The organism is Arthrobacter sp. AFG20 (assembly GCF_002892795.1).
In the GTDB taxonomy this organism is placed as follows: Bacteria; Actinomycetota; Actinomycetes; order Actinomycetales; family Micrococcaceae; genus Arthrobacter.
Map to the genome: position 1 here is coordinate 289,790 of NZ_PJMC01000002.1, position 17,952 is coordinate 307,741.

The following is a 17,952-nucleotide window of genomic DNA, read 5'->3' on the forward strand; positions in this document are numbered from 1 at the left end:
ATCCTCTACAAGCAAGGAAACGAATAATGGAACTCATGCGCTTGGGCGAACCCGGGCAGGAACTGCCGGTCGCCAGGGAAGGCGGGAAATACTTCGATCTGCGGTCCCTGACCGCTGATATCGACGGCGGCTTTCTCGCCAACGACGGCATCGCCAGGGTCCGCGATGCACTCACGGCGGGCCTACCGGAACTTGAAGGCGCGGCATCACTGCGCATCGGAGCACCAGTCGCTCGGCCGGGGGCGGTTCTTTGCATTGGCCAGAACTACGCCGCCCATGCTGCAGAATCCGGTGACGCCCCGCCGTCGGTCCCGATTCTCTTCTTCAAGCACCCCAACACCGTGGTTGGTGCCTTTGACCACGTGGTGATTCCGCCCGGAGCCGTGAAAGTGGACTGGGAGGTGGAACTGGCCGTTGTAATAGGCAAACGCGCCTCGTACCTCGAGTCTCCCGAGGAAGCACTGGACTATGTTGCCGGGTACGCGGTCAGCAACGATGTATCCGAGCGGGCGTTCCAGGTGGAACACTCTGGTGGGCAGTGGTCCAAGGGCAAGTGCTGCGCCACGTTCAACCCGCTGGGTCCGGCGCTGGTCCCCGCCGCGGAAGTAGGGGATCCGCAGCAGTTGCGGCTGCGGTCCGCCGTGAACGGGGAAACGAGGCAGGACTCGAACACCTCGGACATGATCTTCTCGGTGGCCCACATCATCTGGCATCTTTCCCAGTACCTGGTCCTGGAACCCGGTGACATCATCAACACCGGGACGCCTCAGGGTGTGGCGCTTTCCGGCAAGTTCCCGTACTTGCGGGAAGGTGACCGCATGGAGATCAGCATCGAGAAGCTGGGCCGCCAGGAGCAGAAACTGGTCAGTTACACGAAGCAGTAACTGCAGCCTGGGTGCCGCCCGCGTCACGGCCTGCCACGTTGGGTGAGGGCAATGCGCAAGGTGGTGCCGCCGTCGTCCGTTTTCAGGGTGCGGCGGCGCCTAAATTCAGCCCAACCCCCGAGTTTTTGTCCAGTTGTCGTCCTCTTGGCACGATTCAAGCCACGATATCTGGACAAAAACTCGGGGTAATCTTCGGGCAGACACTAGGTGGGCGGGCCAGGTTGAAGCAAGATAACCAAATGAAAAGAGTTGTTTTTGCCAGCCTCGCCACAGTTGTCGTAGGTCTTGGCGCGATCACCGTAGCTGTCCCCGGCAACGCGGCAACGGAGCCGCAGCAGGTCACGGGCCAGATCATCGTCAAGTTCCGGGACAACGGCGCGGCACTTGGCCTGCTACGCCAGCAGGGCCTCAGCGAGGGCGCTGGCATCGGCAGCACCGGCGCGCACCTCATCAAGGTGCCGGCCGGTAAGGAATCACAGCTCATCGAATCTTTGAGCCGGAACCCGGCCGTTGAGTACGCCGAGCCGGACGCGCTGGTCACCGCCGCTGCCGATGAACCCGACCCCGACTATTTTCCTCGCCAATACGCTTTGCAGAACGAGGGCCAGTCATTTACCGACACCAACAACACGCTGACTGTGGCCGCGGGCAAAGCCGACGCCGATGTGGACGCGGTCGAAGCTTGGGGCGTCACCACCGGTGACGGGATTAGGGTTGCCGTGCTCGATACGGGCGTCGCCAGCGACAACGCCGACATCTCGCCGAAGGTTGTTGCCCGCGCCAATTTCAGTACTGCGGTGACAGGTGAGGATAACTACGGGCACGGCACCCACGTGGCCGGAATTATTGCCGCCACCAAGGACACGACTGGTGTCTCCGGTGTATGTCCCGGTTGCTCCATCCTTGACGGCAAAGTCATAAATGACAGCGGATCCGGCTCCACATCAGCCATTGTGAACGGGATCAACTGGGCGGTTGAAAACGGCGCCAAGGTCATCAACATGAGCCTCGGGCAGCGCACTCCATCTCAGGCACTCGAGGCTGCCGTCAATGATGCGTGGAACAAAGGTGTGGTGATCGTGGCAGCGGCCGGCAATGCCGGTACTCCGGACCAGTTCTACCCGGCCGCTTACCCTAACGTCATTGCGGTCGCGGCGACCGACAACAGCGATGCCAAAGCCTCCTTCTCAACCTACGGAAACTGGGTGGATGTGGCAGCGCCCGGCGTCAATGTGTACTCGACCTTTCCGAAGCACCCGTTCGTCATTGGCAGTTCGAGCGGCCGCTCCATGGGGTACGACATCGCCAGCGGTACGTCAATGGCTTCACCTGTGGTCGCCGGCGTTGCCGGGCTTGTCTGGAGCACGCCTGCCGGCACCGCAAACACATCAGTCCGCGCTAGCGTCGAATCAACCGCCGACAAGATTGACGGCACTGGCACCAACTGGGTACATGGCCGCGTGAACGCGTGCAAGGCTGTGGCTGGTGTCTGCGATCAGCCATGACGGGCAGACACTATCCAGCCAGTGCAGGTTCCGGCAAGATAACCAAATGAAAAAACTTCTTATAGCCAGCTGCGCAGCGGCAGTCATGGCGTTTGGTGCGATTAATTCGGCCGCAATAAGTAATGCCGCGACCGATTCCTCACAGGTCGCGGGACAAATCATCGTCAAATTCCGCGACGAGGGCGCGGCAGCGGGTGTACTGCGCCAGAACGGCCTCAGCGAGGGCACTGGCATCGGGAGCACCGGCGCTCACCTTGTCAAAGTACCGGCCGGTAAGAAACGCCAACTCATCGAAGGGCTGAGCCGCAACCCTGCCGTGGAGTACGCCGAGCCGGATGAACTGGTTACTGCCACGACCGCTGACCAGTACTTCCCCCGGCAGTACGCCCTGCAAAACAATGGCCAGTCATTCACCAACACCGCCAACACGCTGACCGTAGCCGCGGGCAAAGCGGACGCTGATGTGGACGCCGTCGAAGCATGGAACGTCACGACAGGCAGCGGCATCAGGGTTGCTGTACTCGATTCGGGTGTCGCAACCGACAACCCCGACATCAACCCGAAGGTTGTACTACGGGCCAACTTCAGCAGTGCGACAACCAGCGAAGACAACTACGGCCACGGCACCCATGTGGCCGGCATTGTGGCCGCCACCTCCAACAACACAGTAGGTGTCGCCGGGGTGTGCCCGGGCTGCACGATCCTGGCGGGCAAGGTGCTGAATGACAGCGGGGTTGGATCAAGCTCGGGCCTTGCGAAGGGCATCGACTGGGCCGTCAGCAATGGCGCGAAGGTCATCAATATGAGCATAGGAGTGCAGGCGTCGCGCACTCTCGAAACTGCCGTCAATAAAGCGTGGAGCAAGGGTGTGGTGCTCGTGGCCGCAGCAGGCAACGGTGCTAACCAGACCAAGATCTACCCTGGCGCATACCCCAACGTCATTGCCGTCGCCGCCACCGACAACAATGACGCCAAAGCATCGTTCTCAACCTACGGAGCCAGCTGGGTGGACATCGCAGCGCCCGGAGTTAACGTCTACTCGACGTTCCCGAACCACCCGTTCGTCCTCGGAACGCAGAACGGGCGCTCTTTCGGTTACGACGTCGGCAACGGCACTTCCATGTCCTCGCCCATCGTCGCTGCGACCGCCGCGCTTGCCTGGGCCTCGCACCCTGGCGCCACCAACACTTCTATCCGTGCAGTTGTCGAATCAACCGCAGACCCGATTTCCGGCACGGGCACCTACTGGGCGCATGGCCGCGTGAACGCAGACAAAGCCGTCCGTTAGCCGGAGCCCTAGCTAAAAGACTCCGCCCACTCAGCTGGCGGCGTCTTTGCGTTAAGACTGGAGTGACTGCATCACCGAGAGGTGGCCTGCCCTGTCCGCGATGAGGCACTTGGCCAGGTAGAAGGGCCGGTTGGCGTGCCGCACGTACTGGGTCAGCACGAGGACCGGATCCGACGCGCGCAGGTCCAGCAGCTTGGTGCGGCTCGGGCCGACCTGGCTCAGGCTGATCTGGCACTCGCCCGGCCCCAGCCCCCGACCCGCCGCCGTGTTGAGCGCCGTGAGCAAGGTGATGCCGCCGTCGTCCTTTATGTCCAACGGCGCGGCGGTGCCGCCGGCGAAGCTGACGGGGAGGGCGGAGATGTTCTCCTGGAGGTGCGCGATGGGCTCGCCGTCGCGGATGAGGACGGATTCCCAGAGCCAGCAGTTGCTGCCGGGTTCGATGCCGACGCCGGGGGCCACGAACTCGGAGGCCGGCTGCTTCTCGACCTGGATGCGCTTGATCTCGACCTGGTGCCCGGGGCCGCCGAGGACCTCCTCGAAGGGGCGGATGCGTTCGATGCCGATGCGGGGGAGGGTGTCGGAGACGAACCGGCCGACGCCGCGGCGGGCGCGGATGAGGCCGTCCTCCTCGAGCAGCATCAGGGCCTCACGGACCACGGTGCGGCTGACCTTCATGTCGGTGCCGAGGTCGGTTTCGGTGGGGAGCATGGAGCCGGGCGTAAGCAGGTTGTTGCGGATTGCTTCGGCGATCCGTGAGTAGACGGCGACCCGGAGCGGCGAGCCGGGCTGGGCCTCCACCGGCTGGGACAGGAACCGGACGGCGTCCTCGTGCACTTTATGCCTCGCTTGCTCTTGTTTGGGAATTCCAGCGTAGCAAGTCCTACATGTTTGTTGGACAAGGTAGTTGCAGAATGGTGGAAACCTTGTTCAGTGCAACATTCAGTGGCCCGAACACTTCAGCGTGGGACCTCTTCATGGCCTGCGGCTTCGTCGGCCTGTTCCTGCGCTTCAGGACTGGAGCGGAGCCCTCTCTGGGACTCACTGCCACAGTCTCCATAGTGATCGGGTTTGCGCTGATGATGGCCGGCAACGTGGCCGAATTCAGGTTCTCCAGCCATCTGCCCTACGAGGCGGATAACGCCCGTATTTGGGCGTGGTTAATATTCCTGCTCGGGTTCCTGTCAGTGCTCGTGCGAACCCTGCTCCTTGGAGTGTGGACTCGGCCCCACGAGCTCCTTCCCCGGTGGGCCGGATGGATGTTCCTACGGGCACTTCCGGCCACATTTTTGGCTGCCGCCGCATCGCTGTATCCCGTTCCGCCGTGTCTGGCGACACTCGCCGCCGTAATACCGGCTGTTCGGCAGGGGCCCATGCCGCACGATGTATCTGACCCCACCATCGCCGGGCTACCATGACTGCGTTCATCGTGCTGGGCTCCGCGCTGCTCCTGCTTGCAGGTACCGTTCTCATCGTTCTGTGGGGCGGCGCCCCGGTTCGGCCGCCAAGGCACGACGATGATCCAGACCCGTCCTCGGACGGGAGCGAGGGACAGAACAAGGCGCTGCAACGGTACCTTTGGTGGGCCAACCTCGCGTGTTTCGCTGCCGCCGTCCCTGCGCTGCTCATTGCCTGGCCCGGTGGCCGACTGGTCATGCGCGTGCTGGCCATGCCTCACCCGCCTCTGCCCAAGGCCAGACGACAGAAGCTCAGGCGACTATTGGTCTTCCCAGCCTGCACGGGACGGTGGGATTGCTGCTATTCGGTGGGCTGCCGGCCGGCTTCATAGCATCCCTCATTTTTCTGCTTATCCACCGCTGGCCTCCGTCAGGCAGGCTAGGCGGGCCGCTGGCAGGTCCTCGCCGTGCTGGTGGGTGCCCTCGCAGCAGCAACGGGTGGCTGGTGCAGCCAGCGACTGCCGTTGCAGACCCGCCAGACTGCGAAGGCGCACTTCCCGCTCCTGACAAGCCTGGTATTTCCGCCGGCAGCAATCCTGATCGCCGTCGGTGCACTGCTGGTGATCTTCTGGTCGGCCGTCGTGCCGAGCCCGCATAGCTGGTCTTCAAGGAGATACAAGTGGGCCGGTAGAGCCCTCCTTGGGCTGGCCGTGCTCGCAGCCCTGCCAGCGTTCATTGGATCCATATACTTCATAGCTTCGGGGTGAACAGGGACCAGTCGCTACCCCTGGACGCCTAGCCTTGCCGGACCCGACCACTGCTTCCCCATGACGAGCGCCCGCCTTACGATTGAGGTGCTGGGGCGACGGCGCCGTGGCAGGTCTGGCCGGACGTGGTGCCGCAGGCGGCCAAGCATCTGTGAACTCGTCCCGAGCGGATGGCCCGCAATGAGCACGAAGAATCACGTCTGGAGGCGAGCGGCCTTCGCCGTCGTCCTCGCTGTCTCCGGATGTACCTACACCACAGACGACACCACACCGTCACCAACCGCGCCGGATCCCCTCGGTCCTTTGGAGCGGCAGGTCCAGCTATTCATGGATCAAGGCGCGGTGGCCGCCGTCGTAGAAATCCGGTGGCCCGGTGGTGAGTGGTCCAAGGCCTACGGGGTGGGCGATCTGGAGTCCATGACCCCGGCGCAGCCGACGGACAGGGTGAAGATCGCCAGCGTCACCAAAACGATGACGGCCGTGGCTGTGCTCAAGCTCGTGGACGATCGCCTCATCGGCCTCGACGACCCGGTCAATGAGGTCATTCCCGGTTTCAAGGCCGCGCTAAAGCCTCCGGGTCCGATCACTGTGAGGCAGCTGCTCAGCCACACTTCAGGGATGCCCGAGGTCAACGGTGCCCTGCCACGCGATGTTGACTTCCGTCCCCTTCTTTCCCGGACGCTGACCATGGAGCGGGGCGTTAAGTTAGCAGGGACCCTCTCCTGGGCCGCGTCCAGCGTCGGGTCCTTCACGTACTCGAACACGAATTACCTCGCTCTCGGCCTGCTGATCCAGACACTGCGGCACAAGCCCTTCGTCCAGGTCATGCGTGAGGAGGTCTTTGACCCGCTCGGGCTGAAGAACACCAGCATGGACCGTCTCGACCCGCACGAGACCGGGCTTTTGCACGGCTACGTTACCCTCCGCGGTGAGCGCATCGACACCACAGACAACATCTTCTCTGTCGGCTCTCCGGCATCGGGGGCCGTGTCGACAGTGGCGGACATGAACCACTTCATGGCGGGCCTCTTCCAGGGACGGGCTCTCTCTGCGGCGTCGCTGCGGGAGATGAAGACCAGTCCGGGCTTCGCCCCGTACGGGCTGGGTCTGTGGGAGCACGCGGACGGATGCTCGATCGAGTCACGACACGAGGGCGTGGGCTCCTTCTGGGACTACCAGACGGTAGCAGTCAGCAGCGGCGATGGGCGCTACCAGGCCGCGATGACCGTCACCACGCCACCGATGCCCACCGAGTTTGAGGACGAATCCAGCCAGAGCAAGCGTGAGCTCCTGAACGGCCAGATCGAATCCACCCTCAACGAGACCCTGGACAGGCTCTGCGTGCCCGCCGGCTGAGCCCAACCCCGGAGATCGTACTTCGGGAAGATCAACAAACAGACGCTGAAAGAAGACGGGTTCGCCGGATTCCGGTCGTAGCAAGGTTGGCGGGCCCCGGGGTCCCTGGCAAACCTGTTGCTCAGGCCCCAAGCCCGCGGGCGAGTTCGGTGATGCTTGACGCCGCGAGGTCCCAGTTGCTCTCCGGTGCCAGGTCTGCAGCTTGGCCGGGACCGTGCTCGGTGGGGCGTGCGATGAACGCCGTGGCCAGACCCACCTCCCGGGCAGCATGCAGATCGTTGTTGTGGGCGGCGGCGAGCATCACTTCGCCGGGCCGGAGATCCAGGACTTCCGCTGTTCGCAGGTAAGCCTGGGGCAGCGGCTTATAGGTGCGGGTCAGGTCCGAGCCGATGATCACATCCCACGGCAGGCCCGCACTCCTGGCCATATTTAGTAGCAAGGAGGTATTGCCGTTGGAGAGGGGGCCCACGATGTATCGGCGGCGGATGGCGGCCAGGCCCTCGACGCTGTCCGGCCATGGGGGCAGGCGGTGCCAGGACTTGTTCAGCTCCTCCAGGGTCCGTGGGTCAAGCCGGTCCGGATTGAAGCCGTGGCGGCGGAGAACTCGGTCCAGATTCTCGCGGTGGAGTGTATCCAGGGTGGCGAATTCACGGGATCCGGAGCGGATGGCCTCCACCGCCGGCTGGTAGAGGGCGCGCCAGTCATCGGCGAACGCCTCGGCGTCGAGGTCCTGCCCGCGTGCCGCCGCGAAGGCGGCCGCCTGCCGGGCAATGCCTGTGCGCCAGTCCACCACCGTGCCGAACGTGTCGAAGAGGACGGCGCCTACCTGGCACCCGGTTGATGGTGAGCGGTACGGCTGGAACGCCATGTCCTGTCTCCTTCCCTGGTTTCTCTGACCGTTAGTCTGTCAGCAAGCCGCCAAAAGAAAGGGAATGGGATGGCGACGGGCCATCCCATTCCCTTTCGATATGTGCGGGTTGTTATGTGCGGATCAGCCGAGGCCGAGCTGGACAAACAGGAACCACACGAGGAGCGGCACCACGCCGATCATCGCGATGGCCCACAGCAGCAGCGCCCGGAAGAACATCCGCTCGTCCTTGGGCTGCGCGCTCGCCATCAGCAGGGCACCGCTGGTGGACATCGGGCTCACGTCAACCACCGAAGAGCTGATGGCGATGGCCGTCACTACGCCGATGGGGGTGAGCAGCGGATCCATGGCGATCGGTGCGACCACCGGGCTGATGACGCCCAGGGTGCCGGTGGTGGAAGCGAAGGCCGAGACGATGGCCACCACATAGCTCGTGATGAGGGCGGCAATGGAGCTGTTGCCCAGACCCGCGATGCCTTCCTGCAGTTCCTTCAGCGCACCCATCTCTTCCAGCATGCCCACATAAGTGACGATGCCGGTCACCAGGATGATCGCGGACCACGGCATGCTTTCCACTGCCGGCTTCTGCACGCTGGAATCCAGGACGATCAGCACCGCGGCGATGACGAGCGACGCAACTCCCACGTCCATGCCCAGGACGGTGGTGAGCACCAGCAGGGAGGCGATGCCCACCAAGGTGAGGATCCGCATGGGCGTGGCGGCTACCTTCTCGGGGCCAGTCCTGGTGGCGGTTCCGGTAGCCGCAGAAGTGTGTGCCGGGGCGGTGAGTACAGCCGTTCCGGAGCCGGACCGGCCTGACGCGTCGCTTCCGGCGGAAGCGCCAGCGCCGCCGTCGTGCTTTACACCGCCGGCCTCACTGGCCTGCTGCCCTGCGTCCCCCTTGGCCGCGCGGCGCTTCATAATGGCCTGTACCAGAACGTAGGCGATCACGGCCAGGATGGCATTGAAGACGAAGCAGTAAGCGTAGAGCTTGAAGGAACCGTCAGCGGCTCCGGCACCATCCAGCATCTTGTTGGCCAGCACGCCGAAGGGGTTGACCGGGGAGAATGCGCCGGCATTCGCGCCTTGGACGATGACCAGGCCCATGGCCAGGGTGCTGATGCCGAACCGCATGCCCAGCGCCAGCCCCACAGGGGCCACGATCGCGATGGCGGCCGGGGTGAAGGCGCCGGCCGAAGCCAGGGCGGCCGTCAGCAGGAACATCAGGATGGGGACCAGAATTTTCCGGTCGCCGGCGAGCCGTTCAGCCCAGTAGGCCAGCAGGTCAATGGTGCCGTTGATCCGCACAATGGCGAAGAGCAAGGTGGCGCCGACCAGGATGAAGAACAGTCCGGCGGGGAACTGGCCGATGACGTCCTTGATGGACATGCCGGCCAAGAGGGTTCCGACGCCGAACGCGGCGACGGTGGCCAGCAGGCCGGCGTTGATCTTGGTGAAGGATCCGATGGCGAAGGCCGCCACCAGGACCAGGAACGCGATGATTGACAGGGGCATGGTGCCGGCCGCCTAGCGGTTCGCGGGGGAGAGGATACCGGCGCCGGACAGCAGGCTGCCCGCGCCGGTGATGGCGGGCTGGTGACCGAGTGCCTTAAGGATCTCGTAGGTGGTGGCCGTGGCCGCCGTGATCACCGGCAGGCCGAGTTCGTCCTCCACTGCCTGGACCGCAGCCAGTGACGGCATCTGGACACAGGCGGAAAGCACGACGGCGTCCGCGCCTTCGCGCTGCAGGCTGCGGGCAAGCGCGGGCAGGTTCTGCGGGTCAAGGCAGCCGACCTCGAGGTTGTCGGCCACTTCGAGGCTGATGGCGTCCAGCACCGTGATGCCGGATCCTTCGATGTAGTCCACCACCATCTTGGTGAGCGGCTTCATGTAGGGGGTGATCATGGCGACCTTGAGCGCGCCGATTTCCTGCAGGGTGCGGACCAGGGCACCGGCGCTGCTGGTGACCGGGGCAGGGTGCCCGTTGCCGGCGGCGGCTTCTGCGATGACTTTCTCCGAACCGACATGGGCTTCGGAACCCTGAGCCATGACGGCAACCAGACACGCGTAGGCGATCACGTCCACGTCGGCGTCGGACACTGCCTCGGCGCAGCCAGCCGCCTTGCCCACCATGGCCAGCAGCTCTTCCCGGGTGACTTTCTTCATGCCGGCGCGGGCGGAGTGGAACGTGTATTTGTGGCCGGTGGCCTCGGCCTGGCGGCGGAACAGCTCCGGCAGTTCCGTCTCCATGGTGGTGTTGGAGCTGGGGACGATCAGTCCCACTCGGGAGGAGCCCGGGCGCTTGGGTTCCGGAGCGGTTTCGCAAGTGGTTTCGGGGATGCTCATGGTTTCTCCACGTCTTTGTGCTGCGGCTTGATTGGGGAAACCCACCTGGTGGGTTGTGTTCCCATGATGTGGGTCAGTCGAATAAAATGTCAAACAGGTCACGTTCCTGTGGCCTGCTTCCAGCTGACTAAGCTGGAGGCTGCCCGAGGAAAAGTAGCGAAGGGATATCGAAGCGGTGGCGACGGAACCGGGAGCGGGAGGCCCGCCTCTGCTGGTCCTGCACAAGGTGGCGGAGATCCTCGACTGTTTTTCGGTCCAGGATCCGGAGCCGACACTGCAGCAGATCATCCGGAAGACGGGCCTGCCGTCCAGCACCTGCCAGCGGCTGGTGCAGAACATGCTGCGGGAGGGCTTCCTGGACCGCGACGGCGACCGGTACCGGATCGGGATCGGGCTGGTCCGCTGGGCTACCCCGGGGACATTCGGGCTGGACGTGGTCCGGCTGGTAAAGCCGATTCTGCAGCAGCTGCGCGATGAGACTGGCGAAACGGCATGCCTGTACGTCCGGGATGGGGCCTTCCGGACCATCGTTGCCGTGGCCGAGACGCGCCACGTGGTGATGCGGCCTTTTATGGTGGGCATGGTTATGCCGCTGCACGCCGGAGCGCCGGGCAAGATTTTCCTGGCGTTCGATCCGGAGGCATGGGGTGCCCTGGACGAGCACGGCCTCGACCGCTTTACGTCGGACACGCCGGCCTCGGTGGAGATGCTCCGGCAGCAGGCGGCGGTGGCGAAGGAGCAGGGGTTCTACGCGGCCTTCGGGGAACGGAACGAAGACGTGGGGTCCATCAGTGCACCCGTGTTCGACCACGCCGGGCGGCTGGCCTGTGCCATAGGCTTGGGATTCCCGACCCAGCGGATCGGGCCCGCCGATGCGGAACGGCTAGGGCCGGTGGTAGCCCGCGCGGGCCTGGAAGCAAGTTTTGCGTTGGGGTATGCCGGCAGCCCATCCGAGGGTTAAGCCTGCCCGGCCGGGCTTCCTCACAGAGGCGGAACTGGGCGATGCTGATCGCCTGCGAGGTTCGCCTTTTCCGCGAGGTCAGACGCCCAGGGACGGACTCCGTGGTGGAACAGCATGCCTTCGGGCAGTCCCTGAACGTTCGCGACGGAACCGGAAATGTCGATGGTGATCCGGCTGTCGGCCATGGGGGCGTTGGTGATGTGCAGGTCGCCGTAGGATTCGGGGAGAACGGGATCCATCCAGAGGCCGCCTCGGGCGACGTCGGCGTAGTAGCCCATCAGGCTCTTCACGAGCTGGATCGGCGTGGTGGCGGCCCACGCCTGCGGCGAGCATGCCGTGGGGTAGGGGACGGGTTCGTCGAAGTGCTCCCGGCTGAAGCCGCAGAACAATTCCGGCAAGCGTCCTTCCGAGTACTCGGCCGCTTCAAACAGGGCTGTGGAGATCCGTTGCGCCTGCTCTACGAGGCCGTAGCGCAGGAGACCTGACGCGATGATCGCATTGTCGTGGGGCCAGACCGATCCGTTGTGGTAGCTCGCGGGGTTGTAGGCGCCCATGTTGCTGGCCAGGGTTCGCACGCCCCAGCCGCTGAACATCTCGGGGGACATGAGCCGCTCCGCCACCAGCGGAGCCTTATCGGCATCGATGATCCCAAACAGCAGGCATTGCCCCATGTTGGAAGTGCAAGCGTCCACCGGCCGCTTGTGGCCGTCCAGTGCGACGGCGTAGTAGCCGCGGTCCGGCAGCCAGAACTGTTCGTTGAACTGCCTCTTCAACTGTGCCCCGAGGTTCCGGTACCTGGCCGCAAGAGCCATGTCGCCGGCGTCGTAAGCTATCCAGGACCGCGCCATGTAGGCGCTGTAAACGTAGGCCTGCACCTCGCAGAGCGCGATCGGGGGTTCGGCCAGGGTGCCGTCCGCGAAGTTGATGCCGTCCCACGAGTCCTTCCAGCCCTGGTTGATCAAACCGGTGTCGTTGAGGCGTTCGTACTCGACGAAGCCGTCGCCGTCCTTGTCGCCGTAGTCGCGGATCCAGTCCAGGGCCCGGTCCACGTGCGGCAGCAGTTCCGAGGTGGTTTCTGCGGCGAATCCCCAGCGGCTGACTTCCCCGAACAGGGCCACGAACAGCGGCGTGGCGTCGACGCTGCCGTAGTAGGCGGACTTGCCACCCAGGGCCAGGCCGCTGGAGACATCGAGCCTGACCTCGTGCAGGATCTTCCCCGGTTCCTCCTCGCTCATCACATCCACGACCGTGCCCTGGCGGTCGGCCAGCGTTTGGATGGTGCCGAAGGCCAGGGACGGATCCACCGGCAACGCCATCAGCGAGGCCCACAGGGAGTCCCGGCCGAACAGCGCCATGAACCAGGGCGCGCCGGCGGCCACCACGATCCGGTCCGGGTGGTCCGGGTCCTCGATGCGAAGTGCGCCCAGATCGTCATAGCTGCGGCGGAGCGTCCGCTCGATGGAGCGGTTGCCCATGCGCAGCATCGGAATCTTTGACACCCACTCCTGCCGGCGGAGGTCGCGCGGAGACAGCCCACCCTCGTCCGAACGAACAAAGGGCGCCGCCGGACCGGACATGTCTGCTGTGGGCACCACGCTGACGGTGGCGCTCCATTCTCCATGCGGCGGGACACGGGCGTGATACGTCAGGGCCTCCGGTGTGGCTTCTGCGCCGGCGCCTGACACGACGACGCCCTTCCGGATGTCCTGCCAGACGGCCCGGATGGTCAGCGCGTCACCGTCCGCCTGGCGGGACTCGTCCCAGCGCCGCTGAACGCGCGCCTCCTTCACCTCGAAGAGGTCAGCGAAGTCAGCGTCGACCCTGAGGGAGACCACGCAGTCGGCCGGTGCCGTCGCGTAGTTCCTGACGGTGATCTGCTCCAGGATTCCGGTGCCCACCTCGCGGAGGCGTTCGACAATCAGCGGGCTGTCCGCGTGCCCGTCCGGGCGGGGGACGCGGCCGGCGAACAGGGCCCTAAACGGTTCCTTGGTCTTGGCAGCGAGGGACTCCAAGGGGGCTCCGTTGACGGTCAGATGCCACCGGGACAGGATCCGGGTGTCCTCAAAGAAAACCCCATGGGGATACTCCGGGCTGATGTCGCCGTTCGCCCCGGAGATGCAGAATGATGAGCCCTCCACCAGGGTGACCGCGCCTGGCCCCGGCGAACCTGCAGCAGTGTCAGCATTCCATCCAGCCATCCCTGCTCCTTCAAAGGACCGACGTCAACGGCCCAGCGCCGCACAGCGCCGGGCCGATCCTCCGGCGATCGCCTGCTCAAACCGACGCTACGCCTGCGCGCCGGCTGACACCAGTGGCGCAATCCGGGCGGCCGCCATGCTGGTGTCCAGGTGGACGTGTTCCATCCGGGTTGAGGCAAGCTCCCGGCACTTCAGTTTCCTCGACGACGAGTTTGAGCGCCGCTGAGGTGTCTAAGTAGATGATCAACGGTCGCCGCGCAGGTCGGACAGCATTTCTGCGGTACCTGCGTCGGACGTGACGCTGCGCAGGACTTGGAAATCGACAGGACCTGAGGCGGGGCGGACATTCCCGGATAGCAACAGCCGTTCGAAGGGCGAGGCCGAAGGAGGAATCAAGGTAGCCGGCGGCGGCGGTTTCGAGGGGCTCAACCAGCCCACGGCTCAACCTAGCGGCGCTCACACCCCGTAGAAGCCCTTGCGCACCTCGGCATAGCGTTCCCGGACGCCGAAGCCCCAGTCTCCTTCGGGTTCGTAGGCGGCTTCGATGCTTCGTTTCCAGTCGGGAAGTTCTCCCGTGGCTGCCCATGCGGCCTGTTTGGCTGCGCCGAGGGCCACGTACTCCCTGGTTGTCGGAATCTCGACCGGCAGGTTGAAAATGGTTGCTGCTGCCTGGCGCAGCGCCTGCGATTTGGAGCCTCCGCCAATCAGGAGAACTTTGTCCGGGGCGCCACCGGATTGCCTCAGGACGTCGATGCCGTCAGCCAGTGAGTTCAGCACGCCCAGCACGGAGGCGCGGGCGAGGTTCTCCGCGCTCATGTTGCTCCTGGTGAGACCGGCCAGGTTGCCTGTTGCGTGGGGAAGATTGGGGCTGCGCTCGCCGTCCAGGTAAGGAAGGAATGTCAGACCGCCGGCATCGCTGCCGGCGCCCTGTGCCAGGGAATCCAGTGTTGCAAGGTCGACGCCGAGCATGGTGGCGGTCGCTGCCATGACGCGGGCAGAGTTGAGCATGGCCAGCAGCGGCAAATGTCCGCCGGCGGCGTCCGCGAATCCGGCGATAGCACCGGTATGATCCGGCATCGCGGAAGGTGTGGTGGTGAAGACGGTTCCGGAGGTGCCGATGGAGACGACCACCTCGCCCGGGCGCAGACCGAGCCCCAATGCGGCTGCGGTATTGTCCCCGGCGCCGGCGGCGAGGACAGCGCCGTCAATGCCCCAGCCGTTTTGCACGGTGCCGGCCTGCTCGTGCGACGCCACCACGCGCGGCGGGCGCGGGACCCGTCCGAAGAAGCGTTCCAGCAGGTCTGTCCGGTAGCTGTTGGTGACGGGGGAGAAGTAGCCGGTGCCGGAGGCGTCGCTCCGGTCCGTGATGAACTCCCCGCCCATGGCACCGTTGAGCCAGTCGTGGGGGAGGACCACCTGGTCGACGCGGCTCGCGGCATCCGGTTCGTTCTGCGCCAGCCACGCCAGCTTAGAGATGGTGAACGAAGCGACCGGGACAAGGTTGACGGCGTCCACCCACTTTTCGGGCCCCAGTTCATCCCGCAGCCTCGCCGCGTCCGGCGCGCTGCGGGTGTCGTTCCACAGCAGTGCGTCGTGCACGGGCGTCCCGGAACTGTCGAGGGCCACCATCCCGTGCTGCTGGGCGGCGATGCCGGCAGCGGAGACGGACCCGCCCAGCCGGTCAGCGCCGGCGGAATGCCATGCTTCCCGCAGCGCGGAGGTCCACACGGACGGGTCCACGGCGGTGAGATCAGGGTGGGCCGCCGCACCAGACGTCATCACGTCACCGGTTTCGGCGTCCACGGCAAGGACCTTGCAGGACTGGGTGGAGGAATCCACCCCGACAACAATGCTCATTAACTCTTCTCCTCGTCGACCAGGTCAGTCAGGGCTTGGGCCAGCGGTGTATCAATGATCAGCGTGGTGACAAAGCCGGCCTTGGCCACGGCCAGCACGGCTTCGGCCCGTGCTTCCCCCTGGGCCACGGCAATCACCTTCGGGGTCCGCTGCAGCTGCTTGATGGTGACGGCGATGATCTGTTCGTCCAGCCCCGATTCCACCGCAACGCCTGTAGCGTTTAGGAGGCGGCCCGAGCATTCCCCGACGGCGCCGGCCTCCACTGCCGCCTGCCTCACCTCGGCGTCGGCCCTGTCCCAGACGGTGGACGTGCCCGGCTTCCAGGCACCGATTGCCACGATGGCCAGGTCGAGTGAATCCGCCTTTGCCAGAGCCTCGGCGATCTCTGGCTGGCGGCGCAAGCCGGCCGCCGTCGTCGGATCCTCCACCACCAGAGGTGCCCACAGCGGCCAAGTGAGCCCCCCACTCACATGTCCCAGCCGCTGGATCAGCTCCAGGGGGTTGCTCTCGCCTTCGGTGGGAAGGGCGCCGGCAAGCTGGACAATGTCGCACCGGGGAAGTTCCCGGACCAGCCGCGAGGCCACGTCCAGGGTGCGGGACCAGGAGATGCCGATGGTCCCGCCGGCGGGTGCCTGCCGGGAGATTTCGACGGCGGCCGCCTTGGCCAGGATGGCGCGCGCCTGGATCACGTCCCCGGTGGTCTCGGCGACGATTACCTCCCTGATCCCCAGTGCGGACTCGATGCGCCGGATATCAGCAGCGGAAACGCGGGAGGGGAAATGCACCTTGATTTCCAGGATGCCCTTCTCGCGGGCCTCTGCGAGCAGGCGGGCAACCTGGAACCGCGAAATTTCATAGCTGGCGCCGATCTCCACCTTGGAGCGGTTTTCCAGGTAGTACTCGCTGCTAACGCGCGCCAGAAGTTCTTCATGGGAATGCTCCGTCATTCTGGTCACCTCTCGCGGATCGATCATTTGAGTATTGCCTCTTGCTCAAATGAGTATATATGACTAGAGTCACATGGCAGATGAGCAATTGGTTTTGCTCATATGAGCAATCCCAACTGAGAGCCGGCAGGGACCGAGTGGCCCTTTCATCCGGTCCCCGACTTCAGCCCGGACTCGTGTCCCGACTTTTGAGCACAAAGGAGTTCTTATGCGTCCCAGCATGCGCGCAGCCTCGATGGCTGCCGGTGCCCTGTGCATCGCACTTTCCGCCTCAGGCTGCGCCGGCGCCGGCGGAGGAAATTCCGCAGGCGACCCGAACAGCATCAGTGTCCTGATGGTCAACAACCCGCAGATGGAGGATCTGCAGCGGCTCACCGCAGATAACTTCACCAAGGAAACCGGCATCAAGGTCAACTACACCGTGCTGCCGGAGAACGACGTCCGGGCGAAGATCAGCCAGGAGTTCTCCAGCCAGGCCGGCCAGTACGACGTCGCCTCCCTGTCGAACTACGAGATCCCCTTCTTCGCCGCCAACAAGTGGCTGGCACCCCTGGACAGCGTGGCCAAGGATCCCAACTTCAACCAGACGGACATCCTGCCGGCCTACACCGCGTCACTCACCGGCACGGACGGCAAGCTGTACGGTGAACCGTTCTACGGTGAGTCCTCGTTCCTGATGTACCGCAAGGACATTCTGGAGGCCAAAGGCCTGGCGATGCCGGAGAAGCCGACCTGGGACCAGGTCGCCGACATAGCGGGGAAGGTCGACGGCGCAGCCCCGGGCATGAAGGGCATCTGCCTGCGCGGCCAGCCCGGCTGGGGCCAGGTCTTCGCGCCGTTGACCACCGTGATCAATACCTTTGGCGGCACCTGGTACGACGAGGACTGGAACGCGAAGGTCAACGCCCCTGAATTCACCGCAGCCACCGAGTTCTACACCAAGCTGGTCCGCGAGCACGGCGAGGCCGGCGCCGCGCAGGCCGGGTTCACCGAGTGCCTGAACAACATGAGCCAGGGCAAAGTGGCCATGTGGTACGACGCCACCTCCGCAGCTGGGGCCCTGGAAGCCGAGGCCTCGCCGGTGAAGGGCAAGATCGGCTACGCCCAGGCCCCGGTGAAGAACACGAAGTCTTCCGGCTGGCTGTGGACCTGGTCCTGGGCCATGCAGGCGGCCTCGAAGAAGCAGGATGCCGCCGGGAAGTTCATCGCCTGGGCCAGCTCGAAGGACTACGAGGAACTGGTGGCCTCCAAGCTGGGCTGGGCGAAGGTTCCCTCCGGCAAGCGCATCTCCACCTACGAGAACGCCGAGTTCCAGCAGGCTGCGCCGTTCTTCAAGGCTGAACGGTTCGCGATCGAGAACGCCGACCCGAAGAATCCCGGCGCCCAGGCGCGCCCCGCCGTCGGCATACAGTTCGTCGGCATTCCCGAGTTCGCCGCCCTGGGCACCAGCGTCTCCCAAGGCGTCAGTTCCGCCATCGCGGGCCAGGGGACCGTGGCCGACGCGCTGGCCAAGGGCCAGGAAGCCGCCCAAAAAATCGGCAACAAGTACAAGTGACCTCAACCGAACCGCAGGAGAACATC

Annotated in this window: 13 protein-coding genes; 6 read left to right on the plus strand and 7 right to left on the minus strand. The window is 64.8% G+C overall.

Features of this window, described 5'->3' with window-relative positions:
• Window positions 1-26: 26 nt before the first annotated feature.
• The 3 genes from CXZ05_RS03250 to CXZ05_RS03260 all read left to right on the plus strand — a co-directional run bounded on the left by CXZ05_RS03250 (window position 27) and on the right by CXZ05_RS03260 (window position 3,677).
• Window positions 27-884: a fumarylacetoacetate hydrolase family protein gene (locus tag CXZ05_RS03250; RefSeq protein WP_102971176.1), complete on the plus strand. Its 858-nt coding sequence runs from the start codon at window positions 27-29 to the stop codon at window positions 882-884.
• Window positions 885-1,123: 239 nt separating this feature from the next.
• Window positions 1,124-2,389, plus strand: a complete 1,266-nt coding sequence (locus CXZ05_RS03255; RefSeq protein ID WP_102971177.1) for a S8 family serine peptidase — start codon at window positions 1,124-1,126, stop codon at window positions 2,387-2,389.
• 46 nt (window positions 2,390-2,435) lie between these two features.
• Complete coding sequence (locus tag CXZ05_RS03260; RefSeq protein ID WP_102971178.1) at window positions 2,436-3,677, plus strand: S8 family serine peptidase; 1,242 nt, start codon at window positions 2,436-2,438, stop codon at window positions 3,675-3,677.
• Window positions 3,678-3,728: 51 nt separating this feature from the next.
• Here CXZ05_RS03260 and CXZ05_RS03265 read toward each other — a convergent pair whose 3' ends face one another.
• Window positions 3,729-4,511, minus strand: coding sequence for a GntR family transcriptional regulator (locus tag CXZ05_RS03265; protein ID WP_102971179.1), 783 nt, complete (start codon window positions 4,509-4,511; stop codon window positions 3,729-3,731).
• Between the two features lie 1,507 nt (window positions 4,512-6,018).
• Between CXZ05_RS03265 and CXZ05_RS03275 the strand changes: the two genes are divergently transcribed.
• Entirely contained in the window at window positions 6,019-7,194 is a 1,176-nt protein-coding gene (locus tag CXZ05_RS03275) for a serine hydrolase (RefSeq protein WP_102971181.1), read from the plus strand.
• A 121-nt stretch (window positions 7,195-7,315) separates the two neighbouring features.
• Here the strand turns inward: CXZ05_RS03275 and CXZ05_RS03280 are convergent, their stop codons facing one another.
• The 3 genes from CXZ05_RS03280 to CXZ05_RS03290 all read right to left on the minus strand — a co-directional run bounded on the left by CXZ05_RS03280 (window position 7,316) and on the right by CXZ05_RS03290 (window position 10,408).
• Window positions 7,316-8,062, minus strand: a complete 747-nt coding sequence (locus tag CXZ05_RS03280) for a haloacid dehalogenase type II (protein ID WP_102971182.1) — start codon at window positions 8,060-8,062, stop codon at window positions 7,316-7,318.
• Between the two features lie 123 nt (window positions 8,063-8,185).
• Window positions 8,186-9,577: an SLC13 family permease gene (locus CXZ05_RS03285; RefSeq protein WP_102971183.1), complete on the minus strand. Its 1,392-nt coding sequence runs from the start codon at window positions 9,575-9,577 to the stop codon at window positions 8,186-8,188.
• A 12-nt stretch (window positions 9,578-9,589) separates the two neighbouring features.
• Entirely contained in the window at window positions 9,590-10,408 is an 819-nt protein-coding gene (locus CXZ05_RS03290) for an Asp/Glu racemase (RefSeq protein ID WP_102971184.1), read from the minus strand.
• Window positions 10,409-10,583: 175 nt separating this feature from the next.
• On the opposite strand from CXZ05_RS03290, the gene CXZ05_RS03295 reads away from it, so the two are divergent.
• Complete coding sequence (locus tag CXZ05_RS03295) at window positions 10,584-11,369, plus strand: IclR family transcriptional regulator (protein ID WP_102971185.1); 786 nt, start codon at window positions 10,584-10,586, stop codon at window positions 11,367-11,369.
• Between the two features lie 20 nt (window positions 11,370-11,389).
• On the opposite strand, the gene CXZ05_RS03300 is transcribed toward CXZ05_RS03295, so the two are convergent.
• From CXZ05_RS03300 to CXZ05_RS03315, 3 genes are all read right to left on the minus strand, one after another.
• Window positions 11,390-13,567 carry a glycogen debranching N-terminal domain-containing protein gene (locus CXZ05_RS03300; protein WP_102971186.1) on the minus strand — a complete coding sequence of 726 codons (2,178 nt, stop codon included), beginning with the start codon at window positions 13,565-13,567 and terminating at the stop codon, window positions 11,390-11,392.
• 456 nt (window positions 13,568-14,023) lie between these two features.
• Window positions 14,024-15,424 carry a xylulokinase gene (xylB, locus tag CXZ05_RS03310; RefSeq protein ID WP_102971188.1) on the minus strand — a complete coding sequence of 467 codons (1,401 nt, stop codon included), beginning with the start codon at window positions 15,422-15,424 and terminating at the stop codon, window positions 14,024-14,026.
• A complete protein-coding gene (locus tag CXZ05_RS03315) occupies window positions 15,424-16,371 on the minus strand; it encodes a sugar-binding transcriptional regulator (RefSeq protein ID WP_180987248.1) in 948 nt (315 codons plus the stop codon). Before CXZ05_RS03315 ends, xylB begins: the two co-directional genes overlap by 1 nt.
• A 208-nt stretch (window positions 16,372-16,579) precedes the next feature.
• Here CXZ05_RS03315 and CXZ05_RS03320 point away from each other — a divergent pair, with 208 nt between their 5' ends.
• Window positions 16,580-17,926 (plus strand): sugar ABC transporter substrate-binding protein, encoded by a 1,347-nt coding sequence (locus CXZ05_RS03320; RefSeq protein WP_102971190.1) that lies wholly within the window; start codon window positions 16,580-16,582, stop codon window positions 17,924-17,926.
• Window positions 17,927-17,952: the final 26 nt, after the last annotated feature.

Excerpts from the sequence above, each read along its gene's own strand:
- xylB (WP_102971188.1), bottom strand. The coding sequence starts at position 15,424 with ATGAGCATTGTTGTCGGGGTGGATTCCTCCACCCAGTCCTGCAAGGTC.
- CXZ05_RS03280 (WP_102971182.1), bottom strand. The coding sequence starts at position 8,062 with ATGGCGTTCCAGCCGTACCGCTCACCATCAACCGGGTGCCAGGTAGGC.
- CXZ05_RS03275 (WP_102971181.1), top strand. The coding sequence starts at position 6,019 with ATGAGCACGAAGAATCACGTCTGGAGGCGAGCGGCCTTCGCCGTCGTC.
- CXZ05_RS03300 (WP_102971186.1), bottom strand. The coding sequence starts at position 13,567 with ATGGCTGGATGGAATGCTGACACTGCTGCAGGTTCGCCGGGGCCAGGC.
- CXZ05_RS03315 (WP_180987248.1), bottom strand. The coding sequence starts at position 16,371 with ATGACGGAGCATTCCCATGAAGAACTTCTGGCGCGCGTTAGCAGCGAG.
- CXZ05_RS03290 (WP_102971184.1), bottom strand. The coding sequence starts at position 10,408 with ATGAGCATCCCCGAAACCACTTGCGAAACCGCTCCGGAACCCAAGCGC.
- CXZ05_RS03250 (WP_102971176.1), top strand. The coding sequence starts at position 27 with ATGGAACTCATGCGCTTGGGCGAACCCGGGCAGGAACTGCCGGTCGCC.
- CXZ05_RS03255 (WP_102971177.1), top strand. The coding sequence starts at position 1,124 with ATGAAAAGAGTTGTTTTTGCCAGCCTCGCCACAGTTGTCGTAGGTCTT.
- CXZ05_RS03285 (WP_102971183.1), bottom strand. The coding sequence starts at position 9,577 with ATGCCCCTGTCAATCATCGCGTTCCTGGTCCTGGTGGCGGCCTTCGCC.
- CXZ05_RS03260 (WP_102971178.1), top strand. The coding sequence starts at position 2,436 with ATGAAAAAACTTCTTATAGCCAGCTGCGCAGCGGCAGTCATGGCGTTT.
- CXZ05_RS03320 (WP_102971190.1), top strand. The coding sequence starts at position 16,580 with ATGCGTCCCAGCATGCGCGCAGCCTCGATGGCTGCCGGTGCCCTGTGC.